The sequence below is a fragment of the Candidatus Kaistella beijingensis genome, assembly GCF_020084865.1.
GTDB lineage: Bacteria > Bacteroidota > Bacteroidia > Flavobacteriales > Weeksellaceae > Kaistella > Kaistella beijingensis.
On sequence record NZ_CP071953.1, the window covers coordinates 1,768,454 to 1,785,021 of the forward strand.

A 16,568-nucleotide genomic window follows, 5' to 3' on the forward strand; every position below is an offset into this window, starting at 1 on the left:
CGAAACTCGAAGCTCAAAACTGAAAAATGAATAAAGAACAAGATAATATTTTATTAAAAGAAGGAAAAATGCTCCCTGTAATGGAGCATTTTTATACTTTACAAGGTGAGGGCGCTCATACAGGAAAAGCGGCCTATTTCATCAGACTTGGTGGTTGCGATGTAGGTTGTCATTGGTGCGATGTCAAAGAAAGTTGGGATCCCAATCTTCATCCCTTAAGGAATACAATTGAGATCGCAGAAATTGCAGCAAAACATTGCAAAACAATCGTTTTAACAGGCGGTGAGCCTTTGATGTGGAATCTGGAAGTCTTAACCAAAAGATTAAAAGAACTTGGCTGTGACATACACATCGAAACTTCCGGAGCTTATGAAATGAGCGGAATTTTGGACTGGATTACCCTTTCGCCCAAGAAAACAGGTTTGCCAAAAGAAGAAATTTATTCCAAAGCGAACGAACTGAAAATGATTATTTTTAACAATAATGATTTCAAATTTGCCGAGGAACAAGCTGCAAAAGTTTCCCAAAACTGCAAACTTTATCTGCAAAGCGAGTGGAGTAAAAGAAACGAAATGTATCCGAAGATTACAGATTTCATTCTCGAAAACCCAAAATGGCAAGCGTCTGTTCAGACTCATAAATATTTGAATATTCCGTAAATTATGTTAAATTTACTTCGCAGTTAATACGGTTTTATGCAAAAAATTCGATATTCTCGGTATTTTAAGGTGATCTTCATCCTGCTTGACGTTTTGGTTATTGCAGGAGTGTTTGTGTTTTTTTTTCTGAGAAATAACGAATTAAAATATGAGAAAGAGGTTTGGGAACAGAACTTATTGTCTCTAATCCTTCTTACCATGTTCTGGATTTTGCTCAGCGGTAGAACACGTCTTTATTCTATTGCAAGAAATTTAACGTATACTATTTATTTGGAACGATTAGTTACCCATATTTTCATCTTTATTTTTGGGGTTATTTTGTTGGCGAAAGTAAGCAACAATGATTTCATAAAACAGGACCGGTTTCTTATTGCCATCTTCCTCTTCTTTTTATTGTTTATCATAAAATCTCTGGTTTTTATTGGCTTAAAGTATTTAAGAACTTTGGGTATTAATCACAGAAACGTCATGTTTTTAACGGAAGATTCATCAACTGAAATCTTGCGGAACATCATCACGGAAAGAAAAGATTATGGTTTTAAAATTTTCGATTACCCTACGGAAAGCCGCTTTGATTACGACAAACTGGTTGCTTTTTGGAAGGAAAACGGAATTCACACCATGTATATTTCTTCGGAAGGAAAACAAATTGATCAAAATAACGAACGAGAAATTTATAAACTGGCTGATTTGCACAAAGTCCGTATCTCGCTAATTCCCAGCATTATAAAAAATAATTTTTTTCAATATGATTTAGGATATATTGAAACACAGCCGATTTTGGTTAGATCGAAATTTCCACTGGATTTTCTTACCAATACTATTCTGAAAAGAACATTCGACATCCTGTTCTCCACCGTTATTTTAGTAGGAGTTTGCACCTGGCTCTTCCCTATCATTGCCGTCTTAATTATGATTGACAGTAAAGGTCCCGTGTTTTTCCTGCAGAAAAGATACGGATTTCACGATAGGGTTTTCAAATGTATCAAGTTTAGAACGATGTATGTAAACGGTGATTCCTCCCACAGAACTACTGAAGAAAACGACAGAAGAATTACCAAAGTTGGCCGCTTTCTTCGAAAATCTAGTTTAGATGAAATGCCGCAGTTTATTAATGTGCTTAAAGGTGAAATGTCTATCGTTGGACCAAGACCACACATGCTTTTGGTAGATGATTTCTACAAATTGAAAATTGGGCGGTATTCGGTGAGAAGCCTAGTAAAACCTGGAGTAACCGGACTTGCACAAGTTAACGGACTTCGCGGTGATACCGGAGACGATATGAATATTGAAATGCAAAAAAGAATTTTGGCAGATGCGTTCTACGTAAAAAACTGGAGCATCAGCTTGGATTTCGTCATCATTATCAAAACAATGTTTTTAGTGATATTTGGCGATAAAAATGCCAATTAAAATAAGCTTCAAAAAATAAAAACACTAATTTAGCAGCATGTTAAAAAAACTGTTGAGCCAAGTTGGCGCCTATTTTCTCCTGCTCTCTAAAACAATCAAGAAACCACAAAAAATGTCGGTTTTTCTGAAGTTATTGATGAGGGAAATCTATGATTTAGGAGTAAATTCCTTCGGATTGGTTTTATTTACATCAATTTTTGTGGGAGCAGTCGTGGCGATTCAAATGTTCAATAACTTTAGTGCCTCATCATTCCCGATTCCCAATGCTTTTATTGGTTATGCAACAAAAGTAGTCTTGATTCTGGAGTTTGCGCCCACCATCATTTCCGTAATTCTTGCAGGAAAAGTGGGCTCCTACATTGCATCAAGCATCGGTACTATGCGTGTTACCGAACAGATTGATGCTTTGGACATCATGGGAGTAAATTCACCTAACTTTTTAATTTTACCTAAAATCTTAGCGAGTGTTATTTTTAATCCTTTATTAATTGCGATAAGTATCGTTTTTGGAATTTGGGGAGGATATCTTGCCGGAACCGCAACAGGAAACTGGAGTAAAGCCGACTATATTACAGGGATTCAAATGTATATGCCGCAACATTTCATTTGGTATGCCTTTTTTAAGACCGCGGTTTTCGCTTTTTTAATTGCAACAATTCCAGCCTATTTTGGGTATAACGTAAAAGGAGGCTCACTGGAAGTGGGTAGAGCAAGTACACAAGCGGTGGTGTGGACCATTGTGGCCATTATTATCATGAACTTAATACTAACTCAAATGTTCTTAAGCTGATGATTGAAGTAAAAGATTTAAAGAAAAGTTTTGACGGTGTTGAAGTTCTTAAAGGAATTACCACCACGTTCGATACTGGAAAAGTTAACCTCATCATTGGGCAAAGTGGCTCTGGTAAAACCGTTTTCCTGAAAAGCCTGCTCAACGTTTTCCAGCCAACATCGGGTGAAATTTTATTTGATGGCAGAGACATCAACAAAATGGGACGTGAAGAAAAACAAAGTTTACGATCTGAAATTGGAACCGTATTCCAAGGAAGTGCACTTTTCGATTCTATGACGGTGGAAGAAAACATTATGTTTCCTCTTGATATGTTTACCAACCTTACTTACCGGGAGAAAAAAAGAAGAGTTTTTGATGTGGTTGGAAGAGTACATCTTGACAAAGCAAACAGAAAATATCCGTCCGAAATATCGGGAGGTATGCAGAAACGGGTTGCCATTGCGCGTGCCATTGTAAACAACCCAAAATACCTTTTCTGCGACGAGCCTAACTCCGGTCTGGATCCATACACTTCTAATATTATCGATGATTTACTCTTAGAAATCACCAAAGAATACAACACCACGACAATTATCAATTCACATGACATGAATTCGGTGATGACCATCGGTGAAAAGATCGTCTATCTGCGACTGGGCATCAAAGAATGGGAAGGCAACAAAGATATCCTCATCAATGCAGGCAATAAAAACCTGATTGATTTCGTTTATTCTTCAGAGTTGTTTAAAGAGTTAAGGGAATATTTCCTGGAAACCAACAAAACATCTATTGAAAATATTATAACTAAACCCCCTAAGAATGACAAAAATTTTTAGCATAGTTTTACTTGCCGCTTCTTTTTCAAGTTTTGCACAGGTAAAATTAGCCGCAAAAACCAACCTTCTTTTCAAGACGGACAAGCCAACTTGGGAAAGTATTAAAGGTTCTGCTGTAACCGCATACAACGAATCCGGGAAAAATAATGTGGGATTCAACGTAGGTCTTTCTGCGAAAGTAAATTTACCTGCCTCATTATTTTTGATGCCTGAAATTTACTATACCACCTTCAAAACAGATTTTGAAGTTCCCAATACCAACACCAATATAGAAGTGAAAAGTAACCGCGTAGATTTACCGGTGCTTTTGGGATATAACGTGTTAGGCGATAATTTAGGATTGTTTATTGGTCCGGTTGCATCCTATAATCTGTCAAAAGACAATCAGTTTAATGATTTTAAAGAGAATGCAACAAAAGAATTTACTTTGGGTTATCAATTTGGCGCACAAGTTCAAATACAGAAGCTCATTATTAATGGAAGATATGAAGGAGCTTTTACCAAAGATCAGCGTGACTTCATCAATAATAACACCAACGAAACCATACGCTACGACAGCCGCCCAAGTTTATTTATGGTTGGTTTAGGTTATCAGTTTTAAGAAAAAATTATTTTTATAGAAAAATCCGCAGATTAATAATAATTCTGCGGATTTTTATTTTCAGGAGGTGTATTTTGTAAAGCCTGTTGTTTTGCAAGTTCAGCGGCTTGTTTTTCCAGCTCTTCCTTTTCCTTTCGCAGCTGTTTAAGCTCCTTTCTCTTTTGTTCCTCTCTCAAAGCGGAACCTTTGCTAACATAACCTACTATTCCACCAATGATTAGACCGATTCCGATTCCGGCAAGAATACCCATTAAATTTAGCGGCTCAAACAGTTTCACAAAAGAAAATTGCGGCAACATATAATAAAGCAAAAATGCCAAACCTAAAAGCAAAACACCAATAAAAGTTAAATTTTTCATAGCCGATTAATTAAAAAACCTTTCCAAATTTAAGAATTTTTCGGAAAGGTTTTAATGTTAATTATTTTTCTCTTTTAAATTTTACCTCCAGAAGCCTTGTAATATTCCAACGCTTTTGGCATGTGTTTTTCTAAATCAGACCTTCTTGTATCTGGATTGGGGTGGGTTGAAAGAAATTCCGGCGGTCTGTTTCCATTAGAGGAAGCTTCCATTCTTTGCCAGAAAGGTTGCGCCTGTCTTGGATCGTAACCAGCCATCGACATTAAATAAAGTCCCATTTCATCAGCTTCCAATTCCTGATTTCTACCGTATTTCAACAATGCAACTTGTGCTCCGATTGGATAAACCTGCTGAAAAATTTGAGCCATCTGTCCGCTGGTTAAAACGCCGCCTACAATTCCGCCAACACCCTGTGCAACCATTGCCTGTGAAATTCTTTCATTTCCATGTCCCGCGAGTGCATGAGAAATTTCGTGACCTAATACTACGGCTAAACCTGCATCGCTTTGAGTGATTGGCAAAATTCCCGAATAAACTGCAACTTTTCCACCCGGCATACACCATGCGTTGATTTGCTTGTCATCAATAAGGTTAAATTCCCATTGATAATCAGCAATATCACCTTCTCTACCAATTCCTCGATAGTAATTATTTGCGGCATTCTTAATTCTTAACCCTACATTCTGCACGCTTTTCGCACCAGTTGTTCCAGTTATTACTTTTGCTTTAGACAATGTTTCCCTATATTGCTGTAAAGCCATAGCCGCAATTTCCTGATTATTGGCCAGTTGCAGTGATTTTCTACCCGTAATTGGGTTGGTTGTACAGGCAATCATTGCCACTGAAAGTGCGCCGACTGCGAATAATTTATTTACTTTTTTCATAGCTCTAAAATTTCAATTGCACAGTTAAAAACAATTTTTATTCCAAATAATTTTTTAACTTTAAATTATCGCATAATTATTGCTTTAAAATTAAATAAAAAACATGAAAAATTTATTTAAAATAACAGTTTTAGGAATATTATTTTTCCTTTTGAACTCCTGTGGTTCCCAAAACGGCCTTACTACGGAAAAGGTTGCTTCTTTGCTGTCTTCGGGTAATTTTACGTTTTTGGCACAAAAGGCTAATCCTATGGGAGGAGATGTGATCAACGTGCTGAATTCATTTCCTAACTCTTCCGCTTCCAGAATTTTAGAATTAGATTACGGCTACACTTTACAAATAACTGAAAATGAAATTGTTGCAACGCTTCCCTATTTCGGAAGAATGTACAACCCAAGTTTCGACACCTCGAAAAATAGCTATCGATTTACTTCAAAAGATTTTAAAATTAATCAAAGTCCCGGGAAAAAAGGAAGTACTACTTATTCGTTTGTTTTAAACGACCAACAGAACATTAGAAGAATGTATCTGGAAGTTTTCAAGAACGGGAAAGCTTATTTATCCATTGATTCCAATGACAGACAACCAATTTCCTACGATGGCTATATTATGGAAAATTCGGCGGATAAGAAATAATCTATTTTCCCAGTAATTTTTCAACAAAAATTTTTGCTTCCGTGCTTGGATTAGATTTCAGTTGGGAAGCATTTTTTTTGTGGGCTTCGTAGAAATTTTCAGTGGATTTTTCTTCTTTTGTTTTTTGTAGAATATACTCTTGAACCCAATAATCAAAACGTTTTTCTGATTGTATTTTTCGGGTTTCTTCAAAGGAATTATTCTTAATTTTTAATTGAATGAAATCACCAATTTTTGAAAAAACCTCATCCAACCCTTTATTATTCAACGCTGAACCGAGTAAAACAGGAACTTTCCAATCCTTTTCTTTTGACGGTAGAAAATGAAGAGCACGCATCAATTCCACCTTTGTGTTTTTTGCTTTGTTTAAATTTTCATCATCCACTTTATTAATGAAAATCAAATCCACCATTTCCATAATTCCGCGCTTAATTCCCTGAAGTTCATCGCCTCCGCCGATAATTTTTAAAAATAGAAAAACATCCGTGATATCGGAAACCAAAACCTCGCTCTGTCCCACTCCTACCGTTTCTATCAAAATATAGTCGTAACCCGCTGCTTCGCAAATCAGCATGGTTTCAAATGTTGTATTTGCAACGCCCCCCAAAAATCCCGAACTCGGACTTGGACGAATGAATGCGTTTTCTTCCTTCGACAATTCTTCCATCCTTGTTTTGTCTCCTAAAATAGAACCTTTGTTTAATGAAGAACTCGGGTCAATGGCTAAAACTGCCACTTTTTTACCTTTGGAAATCGCCAATCTTCCAAAATTTTCAATAAAAGTTGATTTTCCTGCACCCGGAGTTCCTGTAATTCCAATTCTAATTGATTTCCCAGTAAACGGTAAAATTTCTCTGAGCAATTCTTCTGCTTGTTTTCGGTGTTCCGGTTTTTTGCTTTCTACTAAAGTGATGGCTTTCCCGAGCAGGCGTTTGTCGCCGGATTTGATGCCTTCGATAAGTTCTGAATTAGAAAGTGATTTCATTAACTCAAAAATACAAATTCTAAAGCAAAGAAATTCCCAATCCCGCATTTTCCGACAAAATCAATTTCCCTTTTTCCACAAAACTCCCTCTTGCAAAATCGTTGGAAATTAAATTGGCTCCATCCAAATCAGCAAAATCACATAAAGAAGCCACTGCAATTCCCGCAGAAATTCCCACGGAAGATTCCGTCATACAACCAATCATGATTTTATATCCGAATTTTTTGGCTTCGCGAATAAGTTGCAAAGCAGGCGTAATTCCACCACATTTCATCAATTTTATGTTGATTGCTGAATAATGCGGCTGCAATTTTTCGAGGTAGGAACTATTTTGGCAATCTTCATCCGCCATCCAAACTGCATTGAGATTTTTATTTAAGACTTGAAATTCGCCAACTGGTCGCGGTTGTTCGATATACAGAAAATTCCTCGTCAATTCATTGTTTTGCAGAAAGTTACAATCATCATCGGAAAAACTGGTGTTAGAATCTAAAGCGATTTGTTTTCCCGTTTCGAGCAGTTTAAAAGTATAATTTTGGTCTAAACCGTTGCACTTCACTTTAAATTTTTGCCAATCAGAATTTTGAATTTTTTGGATTTGTTCATCAACGAGAGCAATGCTGATTGTGTAAGACGATTCGGGTAAATTACTACTATTCAAATAATTAAGTTGAGAAAAAGATTTGTTTTCCAATTTTCCGTACAAATCCCAATACGCGCAATCTAATGCGGAACAGAGAAATGAGTGCAGATTTAAACTCGTCAAAAACTGATAAAATTCTTTGGGATGAACGATTTCTTTCGCTTCAATTTTTGTTTGAATTTCTTTTAACTTTAAAATAAATTCATCAAGATTAATTCCGTAATAATTAATGGCGACACATTCTCCAAAACCAATTTTGTCTTTATAAGAAAGCGAAATCAAAAGCGCATCCCGAAAATCATAATTCCCGTAAGAAATTGAAAAGGTTTCTTTTAACAACAGTTTTTTGGGTTGCCACGAAAGTTTCATTCTGAATTATTACTCTTGGTTTCCAACAAATGTAAAAAGAAAATTGCTTATTTTTGAATCAAACAAAATATTTAAGATTATGAAAAAGTTAGTTGTTGCGGCGATTTTAGGAACTGGCTTCCTGATTTCTTGTACACCAAAAACTCCTGCAGTTGTGGGAACAAAAACCATTACCGCAGAATATCTTGCACAAGGAAAAACCATTTTTGACAATTCTTGCGGGAAATGCCACGATTTGCCAAATCCAACTGCGCATTCTGCACAAAATTGGGTGGGAATCATGAACTCGATGGCTCCGAAAGCAAAACTGAACGACGAACAGCACCAAATGGTTTACGATTATATCGTTTCCGTAAAAAAATAAATGGACATTAAACCTGAAATTTCCTGGGCAGATTTCGAAAAAATAGACATGAGGAGCGGAACTATTGTTTCCGTTTCTGATTTTCCGAAAGCGAGAAATCCGTCCTATATTTTAGAAATTGATTTTGGGGAGTTGGGAATCAAGAGTTCTTCCGCACAAATTACCGATTTGTATTCTAAAAAGGAACTCATTGGTAAACAGATTGTTGCAATAGTCAACTTCCCAAAAAAGCAAATTGCCAACTTTTTCAGCGAATGTTTGGTTTTGGGAGTTTATGGTGAAAATAAGGAGGTTACGCTTTTGTCGCCTTCGCTTGCGGTGAAAAATGGTTTTCAGGTTGGATAAAATTTTTAACCATTAAGGATATTAAAGTTGTAACAACTACTGCTGCATTATTTTTAAGGATTGACTTCGTTCATTTTTAGCAGGTACTTAAGTTTTAAATTTATTTAAAAGCTTAAAAGCTTGCAAAATTTGGAAAATAAAAAAAACCACAAAAGTCACAAAAATTTTGGATTCGTGATTCGCCTGTTTTACAGATAAATAAGTTCTTTTGTGCCTTTTGTGGTAAAATTTTTTGTTATGTACTTTGCCATAAAAGTTAAGCGTTTTTATTATGATTATAATCTTAACTTTCTTAGTGGTTTAAAAAAATAAATTTTAAAAACACCAATCATGCTGCAAAATATTCCTTTAGAAAAAGTTCTTTTCCTCGATATCGAAACTGTTCCACAATATGGAAATTGGGACGAAATGGATGAATCCCTGCAAAAATTGTGGGACAAAAAAACACTTCATCAAAGAAAAGACGATTTCACGGCCGAAGAATTCTATAAAGAACGCGGCGGAATTATGGCGGAATTTGGCAAAATTATCTGCATTTCTGTAGGAATTCTTGATAAAAGCGACAAAATCATGATTAAGAGTTTCGCAGGTGATGACGAAAAAAAACTGTTGGAAGAATTTGGTGAAATTTTCAACCGTCCCAAACTTCGTGACGTGATTTTATGCGCACACAACGGAAAAGAATTCGATTTCCCATGGATTGCGAGAAGATTTCTGATTAATGGCATGGAGCCACCGAAACCTTTTCAACTTTTCGGAAAAAAACCTTGGGAAATTCCACATTTAGACACCATGGAACTTTGGAAGTTTGGCGACTACAAATCTTATGTCTCGTTGGAATTGTTGGCAAATGTTTTCGGGATTCCCACTCCAAAAGACGATATCGATGGTTCAATGGTTGCATCAATGTATTGGATAGAAAAAGACTTATTTAGAATTGTTCAATATTGTGAAAAAGATGTCTTAACTTTGGCAAATGTTTTCCGGCGAATGCGGCAGGAAAATCTTTTAGAAAAACTTGAACAATAATTCAATTTGATCTTTGAGATTTGAAATTGCGTAAGTGCATTTAACCTCAAATCTCGAATCTCGAAATCTGCTTATGAAATTTACCGACGACCAAATTGCCGACATTGGCGAAAATATCATTAAGACTTTAAAAACCATCTACGACCCTGAAATTCCTGTCGATATTTATGAACTTGGTTTAATCTACGATGTACAGATTTCTGACGAAGGAGCCGTAAAAGTTATTATGACTTTAACCACGCCGAATTGCCCCGTTGCGGAAAGCTTACCCGCCGAAGTTCGTGAAAAAGTAGGAACGGTAGAAAATGTAAAAGAAGTTGATTTAGAACTCACTTTCGAACCCTCTTGGAATAAAGATATGATGAGCGAGGAAGCACGGTTTGAACTGGGAATGTTTTAAATGAAAATGCCGACTACAATCGGCATTTATATTTTTCGCGAAATTCTACTTTGCATATTCAAACAAAACCGTTGTCTGAATATTTGGATGGATTGATAATGCCACCGGACAATTCAGCGCTGCATCTTCTATAAATTTCTTGTCTTCATCGGAATAATTCATCGGAAATCTAACGATACAGAAAATGGTTCCAATTCTTTTAGGTTCTGGGTAAGTGGATTTCTTTAGTTCGCAAGTTGCGCCTGTAATGTCGATTCCTCGCGGTTTTCCTAAAACGGCAATCGCCATTAACATCGATTGCCCGTAAGAAATTCCAAAGATATCGGATGGTGAGAAATACTCAGAAGTTCCGCCTTCACGCATTGGCGCACAGGTAACGATTTCTGAGCCGGATTTTTCATGCTCGGAGACAATTTTAAAATCCCCTAAATAAGTAATTGTTGAGGTCATAGTGTGAGTTTATTTATGGTTAAAGATAAAAATTCTTATCAAATTAATAAAAAAATCACCTATTATTTTAATCAAAATTTAACGAAATGCTATTTTTACGTAACATTTGCTAATCTTTATCATGAAAATTAACGGTTTTGTTCAAGTCAGAATTTAAGGATATTGCAACTGGACAATTCAGGGCAGCTTCCTCGATAAATTTTATCTCATCAATATTTTCAGAAATGATGTTTTCTTAAAAATGAAAAATATCTTTCGCCTTGTTATAAGCACTTTCGAAGTTAAGCAAATTCAGGGAATGCTCGATTCTTTCTTTCGCCATAAAGTTGATGACCTGTTCTGTGGGCATATTTCCCACCAAATCATCTTTCGCCATGGGACAACCGCCAATTCCTTTTATTGCAGAGTCAAATCTTCTACAGCCTTTGTCATACGCTGCTTTTAATTTTTTATAAGAATCTTCGTATCGGTTATGAAAATGAGCGCCAAAATCAATTTCAGGATATTTTGAGGGAATTTTTTCAAACAAAAGTTCAATCTGGTCGGTCGTTCCTGTTCCGGCGGTGTCGGAAAGCAAAATATTTTTGATTCCAATTTCATTAAAACGGCCTGCCCAAAAATCAACGTCTTCCCATTTCCATATTTCGCCGTAAGGATTTCCGAAAGCCATTGAAAAGTAGATATTTAAAGCTCTTCCGTCGGATTGCAAAAGTTCAGTAATTTTTACAATATCGTTAAAAGCTTCTTCCTGACTTTTATTGGTATTTCTGTGCTGAAAAGTTTCCGAAATTGAAAACGGAAAACCTAAAATATCCACTTGTTGATGTTCCAACGCTTTTTCTGCACCGCGATAATTCGCAACAATGACAGAAAGTTTGGTGTTGGAAATGCCTTTGTCGATTTCATCAACCACCGTTCCGGAATCCGCCATCTGTGGAATCGCTTTCGGAGAAACAAAGCTGCCGCAATCCAAAACATCAAAACCGACTTCCATAAGTGAATTGATGTAATCAATTTTCTTTTGAGTGGGGATAAATTCACCCCAACCTTGCATTGCATCGCGCGGACATTCGGTAAGAAACATTTTTGCTTTTTAAGATTTTCGTAAAGATAATAATTTTGCTGGAAGTTGGAAGATGGGAGCTGGATGACATTTCAGAACTACAATACTGGGCAAAAAATTTTGTATAAACTTTAAGAAATACTAAAAATTCTTCCTGCATCCATCTTCCAGCATCCAACCAAAAGAAGTAACTTTGTTAAAAATAATATACGTATGATCACCATAGATTTTAACCTCGAATGGAAACTGAAACTGCAAAACCGCTTTATTAACTATGTGAAAATCTTTTCCACAAGTGATCCCGAAAGTGAGACAACTCCCTCAACCGAAAGACAATGGGATATTGCCAAATATATTTTTGAAGAGTTGAAAACTTTAGGTTTAAGTGATGTTTCCCTTGATGAGAACGGATATATTTACGCTTATGTCCCTTCAAATCTTGACAATGATGACGAACCAGTTGTAGGATTTATTTCGCATTATGACACTTCACCTGACTTTAATGGGGAAAACGTGAAACCACAAATTTGGGACGATTACAACGGACAGGATTTGGTTTTAAATAAAGAAACAGGATTTACGCTTTCGCCATCAAAATTTGAAAGTCTAAAAGACTATGTGGGAAAAACTTTAATCACCACCGATGGAACCACACTTCTCGGTGCAGATGACAAAGCAGGAATCGCGGAAATTGTAACCGCAGCAGAATTCCTTCTTGCCAATCCAGACATTAAACACGGAAAAATTGCAATCGGCTTTACTCCCGATGAAGAAATCGGAAGAGGTGCTCATAAATTTGACGTAAAAAAATTCGGTGCAGAATGGGCATATACAATGGATGGCGGCGAAGTTGGTGAATTAGAATACGAAAATTTCAACGCTGCAGGAGCGGTCGTAAAAATCCACGGATTGAGTGTTCATCCCGGTTATGCCTTCGGGAAAATGGTGAACGCATCTTTGTTGGCAGCAGAATTCATCAAAATGCTGCCCGAAAACGAAACGCCTGCCACGACAAAAGGTTTTGAAGGTTTTTATCATTTGACGGATTTAAAATCTGATGTTTCCGAAGCGAAAATTCAGTATATTATTCGTGATCACGACAACGATAAGTTTGAAGCAAGAAAAAAATTCATCACCGAAAAAGTAGAAGAATTCAACAAAAAATTTGGCGAAGGAACTGCGGAAATCGAAATTAAGGAACAATACCGCAACATGAAGCAGCAATTTGAAGGTAAAATGCACATTGTCGACATTGCAGAACAGGCGATGAAAGACGCAAACATAGAACCTAAAATCAAAGCAATTCGCGGCGGAACTGACGGTGCACAACTTTCCTACATGGGATTACCTTGTCCGAATATTTTTGCGGGCGGAATTAATTTCCACGGACCTTACGAATATGTTGCTTTGGAATCAATGGAAAAAGCGGTGAAAGTGATTGTAAATATAGCGAGAGCGGTGAAGAAGAGATAATTTATCCTTCCGAAAATGAAAAGTTAAACCGGCAAATTTATTGCTGGTTTTTTTTATACTAAAAAACAAAAAAGACTCACATTTCTGTAAGTCTTTTTGCTCCTCTTCTTGGGCTCGAACCAAGGACCCTCTGATTAACAGTCGGTTTTATTGTGTTTTATTATAATTTGCTTAATCTTTATTATGCTTTATTTTCTTTGATTATCAATTGTTTACAAATATTTTTCTTGTACAGTATTTTATAATATTTTACTTTTGGAGGGCAAATGTTCGTGAAATGTTCGTGAAAAAATTTTTGTAAAACACGATAAACAGGAATATCTGAAAAAAATGTTCGTGAAAAACGATAAAAATTGACACAAAATGGTAAGTTACACCTTTACACTTGCTCCAAAAGCGAATAAAACAGGGGAGAGAAGTATCATAATTTCATTTATAAAAGACCGCAAAAACACAAGTCTTTCAATCGGGAAAACTTGCAAGGAGAAGGACTGGAGTTTTGACGCTTGTCGTCTGAAAACTTCGCATCCCAATCACGCTAACCTCAACAAATTTATTGAGCGCAGAATTAAGATCATTGACGAGATTATCGACGATTTCGATAAAAATGGAATCTACTTCACGCTTCCTGATCTCATCAATAAACTAAAGACGAGCAGCGGACAAAGCATTTCCTTAACCTATACGAGTTTCCACGAAGATTTGATTAGAAATCTTTTGGCATCGGATAAAACCGGAACAGCGAAAGTGGAAAAAGATACTCTGAATGCGCTGCAACGGTTCTTTGGCAAAAAAGACATTAGCTTTAATGAATTGGATTATTCTAACTTGAAAAAATTTGAAGCCTATTGCATTTCTCGCGGGAATAGGGAGTCCAGTATCGCGATTAGAATGCGGACTTTGCGTTCGGTTTTTAATCAAGCCATTAGAAACCAAGTAATTACGGAAAAACAATATCCTTTTAGGCATTATAAAATTTCAAAACTGAAGGAAAGTGGGAAAAAGGAGTATCTGAATGAAGAAGAAATAGAAAAACTCAAGAAATATGAGCCAAAAGACGAAAAACTTTCTTTTGCAAAAGATATGTTTTTGTTCAGTTATTATGCAAGAGGAATCAACTTTTTGGATTTGATTAAGTTGGAAAAAAAATTCTTGAATATTGATCGTATTGATTATATCCGCAGTAAAACAGGCGTTCCGGTGAGTTTTAAAATCAATGATTACGCTCGGAATATCATGGAAAAATACAAATCCGAAGACAGTTCAAAGTTCATTTTCAACATAATGAATACCGAAAAGCCAACGCAGATTTACCTAAAAAACAGATCCAAAAAAGTGCTGACCTATTATGTGAATATGCAGTTAAAAGAAATAATGAAAGAACTGCAAATCAAGAAGAATATCTCTTATTACTGCGCCCGTCACTCGTTTGCCACAGTTTTGAAGTTCAATAATATTTCAATTGAGACTATTCGCGAAGCACTTGGGCAAAAAGATATAAGATCTACAATGTCTTATTTAAACAGTCTTCCGGATAATAAATTGGATAAGATTATTGACGAGGTTTTGAAGTAAGAGTATTTGTTTAATATTTTAGCAAAACCTTTTCCCTTAAATCATTTCCCAATTGAGGCTGTTGATTTTATCTTTCAGTTTTTTAAGAGTTTCAATTATTTCAGAAAAAGTTGGTCTGTTTTCGCCATAAACCATTTCTTCTCGCATTTTGGCATAATCTTTTCCCCATAATTCAATGATATTTTCTGGTGGAATAGGGTTTATTGTGGCTGGCCTGTGCAGGCTATAGTCGATACCGGAGATTTTGGCAAACTCCATTCTGTGCTTTACAATGGTTTCATAGAGTTCCTTATTCTGTAGGGCACTTTCTGCATATTCTGTTTTTGAAAGAGCATATAGATCGTACAAATGGCGGCTGAGCCGATCTACCCTTATTTTCTCAGCGGTTTTCTGAAACTCTTCATGCAGAAGGAAAATTTTTTCTAAAAAAGTCCTTTCCGGATTAACGGATGGTATTTCTTTGCTTTTCTCCGAAAAACTCTGCTCTGGATATTCATCATCAACCATCGCGGAAATTTTTTTCATCGTAAATGGCTCAATCAATGAACGGCACCCGACTTCTATTTGAACTCTCGGCTTCAGATATTCCGTAACTTCAATTATATTTGGATAAAAAATATTGATAATACGAGGATCCTGATCGGAATTCTGGGTTTCGGCCAACGAGAAAGTGACATTTTCCAAGCCTTTCTCTTTAAATTTTTCCTGTAATTCTAAATAAAAAACCTCGCTGATATATTGGCCGGAAGCCTTCCTTAATTTGGTTTTCTTGTTTTTAGTCAAACTTCCTTCGAAGCCAAGAAACTCTCTTTCGATGGCCAAATCAATGTCTTCGGAAAACCTTTCTATGAGGTGCCACGCCTTGCTCAGCGAGGTGCCACCTTTGAAAACCAAATGCTCGGCTACATCCAATTCAAAAACCGCTTTCAAAGTTTGCGATACCCACCAGTCTTTTTCCACGGCAAACGGTGTTATTCCTCTTTTTTCGGCAACTTGTGTAAAAGCAAGGACCCTCGTTGATTGGGGAAGGGCTAAAAATTTATTTGTCATTATTTTTATTTATGGCGTTCCGCATTATTATCCTAATCCATTCTGGCGCAAGGCGAATGTCGTGTTCCAAGCGGTATGGATTTTCCTTTTTAAGTTTTTCTATAACTAAATCCTTTTCCTGTTGAGTGACATTGTCCTTCCCGATTTCTTTCAAAGCTTGGATTACAAGTCCGCTTATTTCACCAATCGCAGCGAGGTTTTTCGGGCTTGTTCTTTTGAATTTTATTTTTCTTTTGCCGAGATCAACTGTTCGTGCAGAACCGTCTGTAAGATACACCAAATTGAGGGGAATCTGGGTGGAGAGTCCTAGTGCATTGAGCGCCAGAATTCCCGTTGGAATAATGCGCGCCTTGTCTCTTTTGCGAATTACCTCTGCAATCTGTTCGGCAGAAGGCTGAATATTTCCCAAAACTGGATCCGTTTGTAAAACAGCGTAAATCCCCCTCGCGACACGGGAAATACCGCCGTTATTGACCAATCTTTCCAATGCTTTTGCAACTGCTCTGGCATTGCCGAAAGCAAGAAAGTCTTCAATAAAAAACAGCGTACCCCTCTTCGCTTTTTTTATTTTTACAAGTATTTTATCATCAATGCTTTGCATATGCAATTTACGGTTATTTTGTCGCAAATTTAGAAAATATTTGCGACGAAAAAGAAGATT

Annotated in this window: 20 protein-coding genes; 12 read left to right on the top strand and 8 right to left on the bottom strand. The window is 36.5% G+C overall.

Going from position 1 to position 16,568, the window contains the following annotated elements; translation table 11 throughout:
• The first annotated feature begins 26 nt into the window (after positions 1–26).
• Genes J4771_RS08225 through J4771_RS08245 form a run of 5 tightly spaced genes read left to right on the top strand, consistent with a single transcriptional unit; the run spans position 27 to position 4,281 of the window.
• Positions 27–659, top strand: a complete 633-nt coding sequence (locus J4771_RS08225) for a 7-carboxy-7-deazaguanine synthase QueE (protein ID WP_224134490.1) — start codon at positions 27–29, stop codon at positions 657–659.
• A 36-nt stretch (positions 660–695) separates the two neighbouring features.
• Positions 696–2,072: an exopolysaccharide biosynthesis polyprenyl glycosylphosphotransferase gene (locus tag J4771_RS08230; protein ID WP_224134491.1), complete on the top strand. Its 1,377-nt coding sequence runs from the start codon at positions 696–698 to the stop codon at positions 2,070–2,072.
• A gap of 37 nt (positions 2,073–2,109) precedes the next feature.
• Entirely contained in the window at positions 2,110–2,862 is a 753-nt protein-coding gene (locus J4771_RS08235) for an MlaE family ABC transporter permease (protein ID WP_224134492.1), read from the top strand.
• Complete coding sequence (locus J4771_RS08240) at positions 2,862–3,680, top strand: ABC transporter ATP-binding protein (RefSeq protein ID WP_224134493.1); 819 nt, start codon at positions 2,862–2,864, stop codon at positions 3,678–3,680. The genes J4771_RS08235 and J4771_RS08240 overlap by 1 nt, the downstream gene beginning before the upstream one ends.
• The gene (locus tag J4771_RS08245; protein WP_224134494.1) at positions 3,664–4,281 is read left to right on the top strand and encodes an outer membrane beta-barrel protein; all 618 of its coding nucleotides are present in this window, start codon (positions 3,664–3,666) and stop codon (positions 4,279–4,281) included. The genes J4771_RS08240 and J4771_RS08245 overlap by 17 nt, the downstream gene beginning before the upstream one ends.
• Before the next feature lie 32 nt (positions 4,282–4,313).
• On the opposite strand, the gene J4771_RS08250 is transcribed toward J4771_RS08245, so the two are convergent.
• Positions 4,314–4,640, bottom strand: coding sequence for a hypothetical protein (locus J4771_RS08250; protein WP_224134495.1), 327 nt, complete (start codon positions 4,638–4,640; stop codon positions 4,314–4,316).
• A gap of 74 nt (positions 4,641–4,714) precedes the next feature.
• Positions 4,715–5,524, bottom strand: coding sequence for a M48 family metallopeptidase (locus J4771_RS08255; RefSeq protein ID WP_224134496.1), 810 nt, complete (start codon positions 5,522–5,524; stop codon positions 4,715–4,717).
• Between the two features lie 103 nt (positions 5,525–5,627).
• Here J4771_RS08255 and J4771_RS08260 point away from each other — a divergent pair, with 103 nt between their 5' ends.
• Positions 5,628–6,161: a DUF4251 domain-containing protein gene (locus J4771_RS08260; RefSeq protein WP_224134497.1), complete on the top strand. Its 534-nt coding sequence runs from the start codon at positions 5,628–5,630 to the stop codon at positions 6,159–6,161.
• A 1-nt stretch (position 6,162) separates the two neighbouring features.
• On the opposite strand, the gene meaB is transcribed toward J4771_RS08260, so the two are convergent.
• Both meaB and J4771_RS08270 read right to left on the bottom strand, forming a co-directional pair.
• Entirely contained in the window at positions 6,163–7,146 is a 984-nt protein-coding gene (gene meaB / locus J4771_RS08265; protein ID WP_224134498.1) for a methylmalonyl Co-A mutase-associated GTPase MeaB, read from the bottom strand.
• 19 nt (positions 7,147–7,165) lie between these two features.
• A complete protein-coding gene (locus tag J4771_RS08270) occupies positions 7,166–8,158 on the bottom strand; it encodes an enolase C-terminal domain-like protein (RefSeq protein ID WP_224134499.1) in 993 nt (330 codons plus the stop codon).
• A 79-nt stretch (positions 8,159–8,237) separates the two neighbouring features.
• Here J4771_RS08270 and J4771_RS08275 point away from each other — a divergent pair, with 79 nt between their 5' ends.
• The 4 genes from J4771_RS08275 (at position 8,238) to J4771_RS08290 (ending at position 10,296) form a co-directional block, all read left to right on the top strand.
• Complete coding sequence (locus tag J4771_RS08275) at positions 8,238–8,522, top strand: c-type cytochrome (protein ID WP_224134500.1); 285 nt, start codon at positions 8,238–8,240, stop codon at positions 8,520–8,522.
• Positions 8,523–8,867 (top strand): tRNA-binding protein, encoded by a 345-nt coding sequence (locus tag J4771_RS08280; protein ID WP_224134501.1) that lies wholly within the window; start codon positions 8,523–8,525, stop codon positions 8,865–8,867.
• A 330-nt stretch (positions 8,868–9,197) separates the two neighbouring features.
• Positions 9,198–9,896: a 3'-5' exonuclease gene (locus tag J4771_RS08285; RefSeq protein WP_224134502.1), complete on the top strand. Its 699-nt coding sequence runs from the start codon at positions 9,198–9,200 to the stop codon at positions 9,894–9,896.
• A gap of 73 nt (positions 9,897–9,969) precedes the next feature.
• Complete coding sequence (locus tag J4771_RS08290; RefSeq protein WP_224134503.1) at positions 9,970–10,296, top strand: SUF system Fe-S cluster assembly protein; 327 nt, start codon at positions 9,970–9,972, stop codon at positions 10,294–10,296.
• Between the two features lie 45 nt (positions 10,297–10,341).
• On the opposite strand, the gene J4771_RS08295 is transcribed toward J4771_RS08290, so the two are convergent.
• Entirely contained in the window at positions 10,342–10,746 is a 405-nt protein-coding gene (locus J4771_RS08295; protein WP_224134504.1) for an OsmC family protein, read from the bottom strand.
• Positions 10,747–10,981: 235 nt separating this feature from the next.
• Entirely contained in the window at positions 10,982–11,830 is an 849-nt protein-coding gene (locus J4771_RS08300) for a hydroxymethylglutaryl-CoA lyase (RefSeq protein ID WP_224134505.1), read from the bottom strand.
• A 192-nt stretch (positions 11,831–12,022) separates the two neighbouring features.
• Between J4771_RS08300 and pepT the strand changes: the two genes are divergently transcribed.
• A complete protein-coding gene (gene pepT, locus J4771_RS08305; RefSeq protein WP_224134506.1) occupies positions 12,023–13,282 on the top strand; it encodes a peptidase T in 1,260 nt (419 codons plus the stop codon).
• A 363-nt stretch (positions 13,283–13,645) separates the two neighbouring features.
• On the top strand, positions 13,646–14,857 hold the full coding sequence (locus J4771_RS08310) for a site-specific integrase (protein WP_224134507.1): 1,212 nt from the start codon (positions 13,646–13,648) through the stop codon (positions 14,855–14,857).
• 36 nt (positions 14,858–14,893) lie between these two features.
• On the opposite strand, the gene J4771_RS08315 is transcribed toward J4771_RS08310, so the two are convergent.
• Together J4771_RS08315 and J4771_RS08320 are read right to left on the bottom strand one after the other, a co-directional pair.
• Positions 14,894–15,907: a nucleotidyl transferase AbiEii/AbiGii toxin family protein gene (locus tag J4771_RS08315; RefSeq protein WP_224134508.1), complete on the bottom strand. Its 1,014-nt coding sequence runs from the start codon at positions 15,905–15,907 to the stop codon at positions 14,894–14,896.
• The gene (locus J4771_RS08320; RefSeq protein WP_055042185.1) at positions 15,897–16,508 is read right to left on the bottom strand and encodes a DUF6088 family protein; all 612 of its coding nucleotides are present in this window, start codon (positions 16,506–16,508) and stop codon (positions 15,897–15,899) included. The genes J4771_RS08315 and J4771_RS08320 overlap by 11 nt, the downstream gene beginning before the upstream one ends.
• Between the last annotated feature and the right edge of the window lie 60 nt (positions 16,509–16,568).

Coding starts and splice junctions, on each gene's coding strand:
- J4771_RS08225 (WP_224134490.1), top strand. CDS start 27: ATGAATAAAGAACAAGATAATATTTTATTAAAAGAAGGAAAAATGCTC.
- J4771_RS08230 (WP_224134491.1), top strand. CDS start 696: ATGCAAAAAATTCGATATTCTCGGTATTTTAAGGTGATCTTCATCCTG.
- J4771_RS08235 (WP_224134492.1), top strand. CDS start 2,110: ATGTTAAAAAAACTGTTGAGCCAAGTTGGCGCCTATTTTCTCCTGCTC.
- J4771_RS08240 (WP_224134493.1), top strand. CDS start 2,862: ATGATTGAAGTAAAAGATTTAAAGAAAAGTTTTGACGGTGTTGAAGTT.
- J4771_RS08245 (WP_224134494.1), top strand. CDS start 3,664: ATGACAAAAATTTTTAGCATAGTTTTACTTGCCGCTTCTTTTTCAAGT.
- J4771_RS08250 (WP_224134495.1), bottom strand. CDS start 4,640: ATGAAAAATTTAACTTTTATTGGTGTTTTGCTTTTAGGTTTGGCATTT.
- J4771_RS08255 (WP_224134496.1), bottom strand. CDS start 5,524: ATGAAAAAAGTAAATAAATTATTCGCAGTCGGCGCACTTTCAGTGGCA.
- J4771_RS08260 (WP_224134497.1), top strand. CDS start 5,628: ATGAAAAATTTATTTAAAATAACAGTTTTAGGAATATTATTTTTCCTT.
- meaB (WP_224134498.1), bottom strand. CDS start 7,146: ATGAAATCACTTTCTAATTCAGAACTTATCGAAGGCATCAAATCCGGC.
- J4771_RS08270 (WP_224134499.1), bottom strand. CDS start 8,158: ATGAAACTTTCGTGGCAACCCAAAAAACTGTTGTTAAAAGAAACCTTT.
- J4771_RS08275 (WP_224134500.1), top strand. CDS start 8,238: ATGAAAAAGTTAGTTGTTGCGGCGATTTTAGGAACTGGCTTCCTGATT.
- J4771_RS08280 (WP_224134501.1), top strand. CDS start 8,523: ATGGACATTAAACCTGAAATTTCCTGGGCAGATTTCGAAAAAATAGAC.
- J4771_RS08285 (WP_224134502.1), top strand. CDS start 9,198: ATGCTGCAAAATATTCCTTTAGAAAAAGTTCTTTTCCTCGATATCGAA.
- J4771_RS08290 (WP_224134503.1), top strand. CDS start 9,970: ATGAAATTTACCGACGACCAAATTGCCGACATTGGCGAAAATATCATT.
- J4771_RS08295 (WP_224134504.1), bottom strand. CDS start 10,746: ATGACCTCAACAATTACTTATTTAGGGGATTTTAAAATTGTCTCCGAG.
- J4771_RS08300 (WP_224134505.1), bottom strand. CDS start 11,830: ATGTTTCTTACCGAATGTCCGCGCGATGCAATGCAAGGTTGGGGTGAA.
- pepT (WP_224134506.1), top strand. CDS start 12,023: ATGATCACCATAGATTTTAACCTCGAATGGAAACTGAAACTGCAAAAC.
- J4771_RS08310 (WP_224134507.1), top strand. CDS start 13,646: ATGGTAAGTTACACCTTTACACTTGCTCCAAAAGCGAATAAAACAGGG.
- J4771_RS08315 (WP_224134508.1), bottom strand. CDS start 15,907: ATGACAAATAAATTTTTAGCCCTTCCCCAATCAACGAGGGTCCTTGCT.
- J4771_RS08320 (WP_055042185.1), bottom strand. CDS start 16,508: ATGCAAAGCATTGATGATAAAATACTTGTAAAAATAAAAAAAGCGAAG.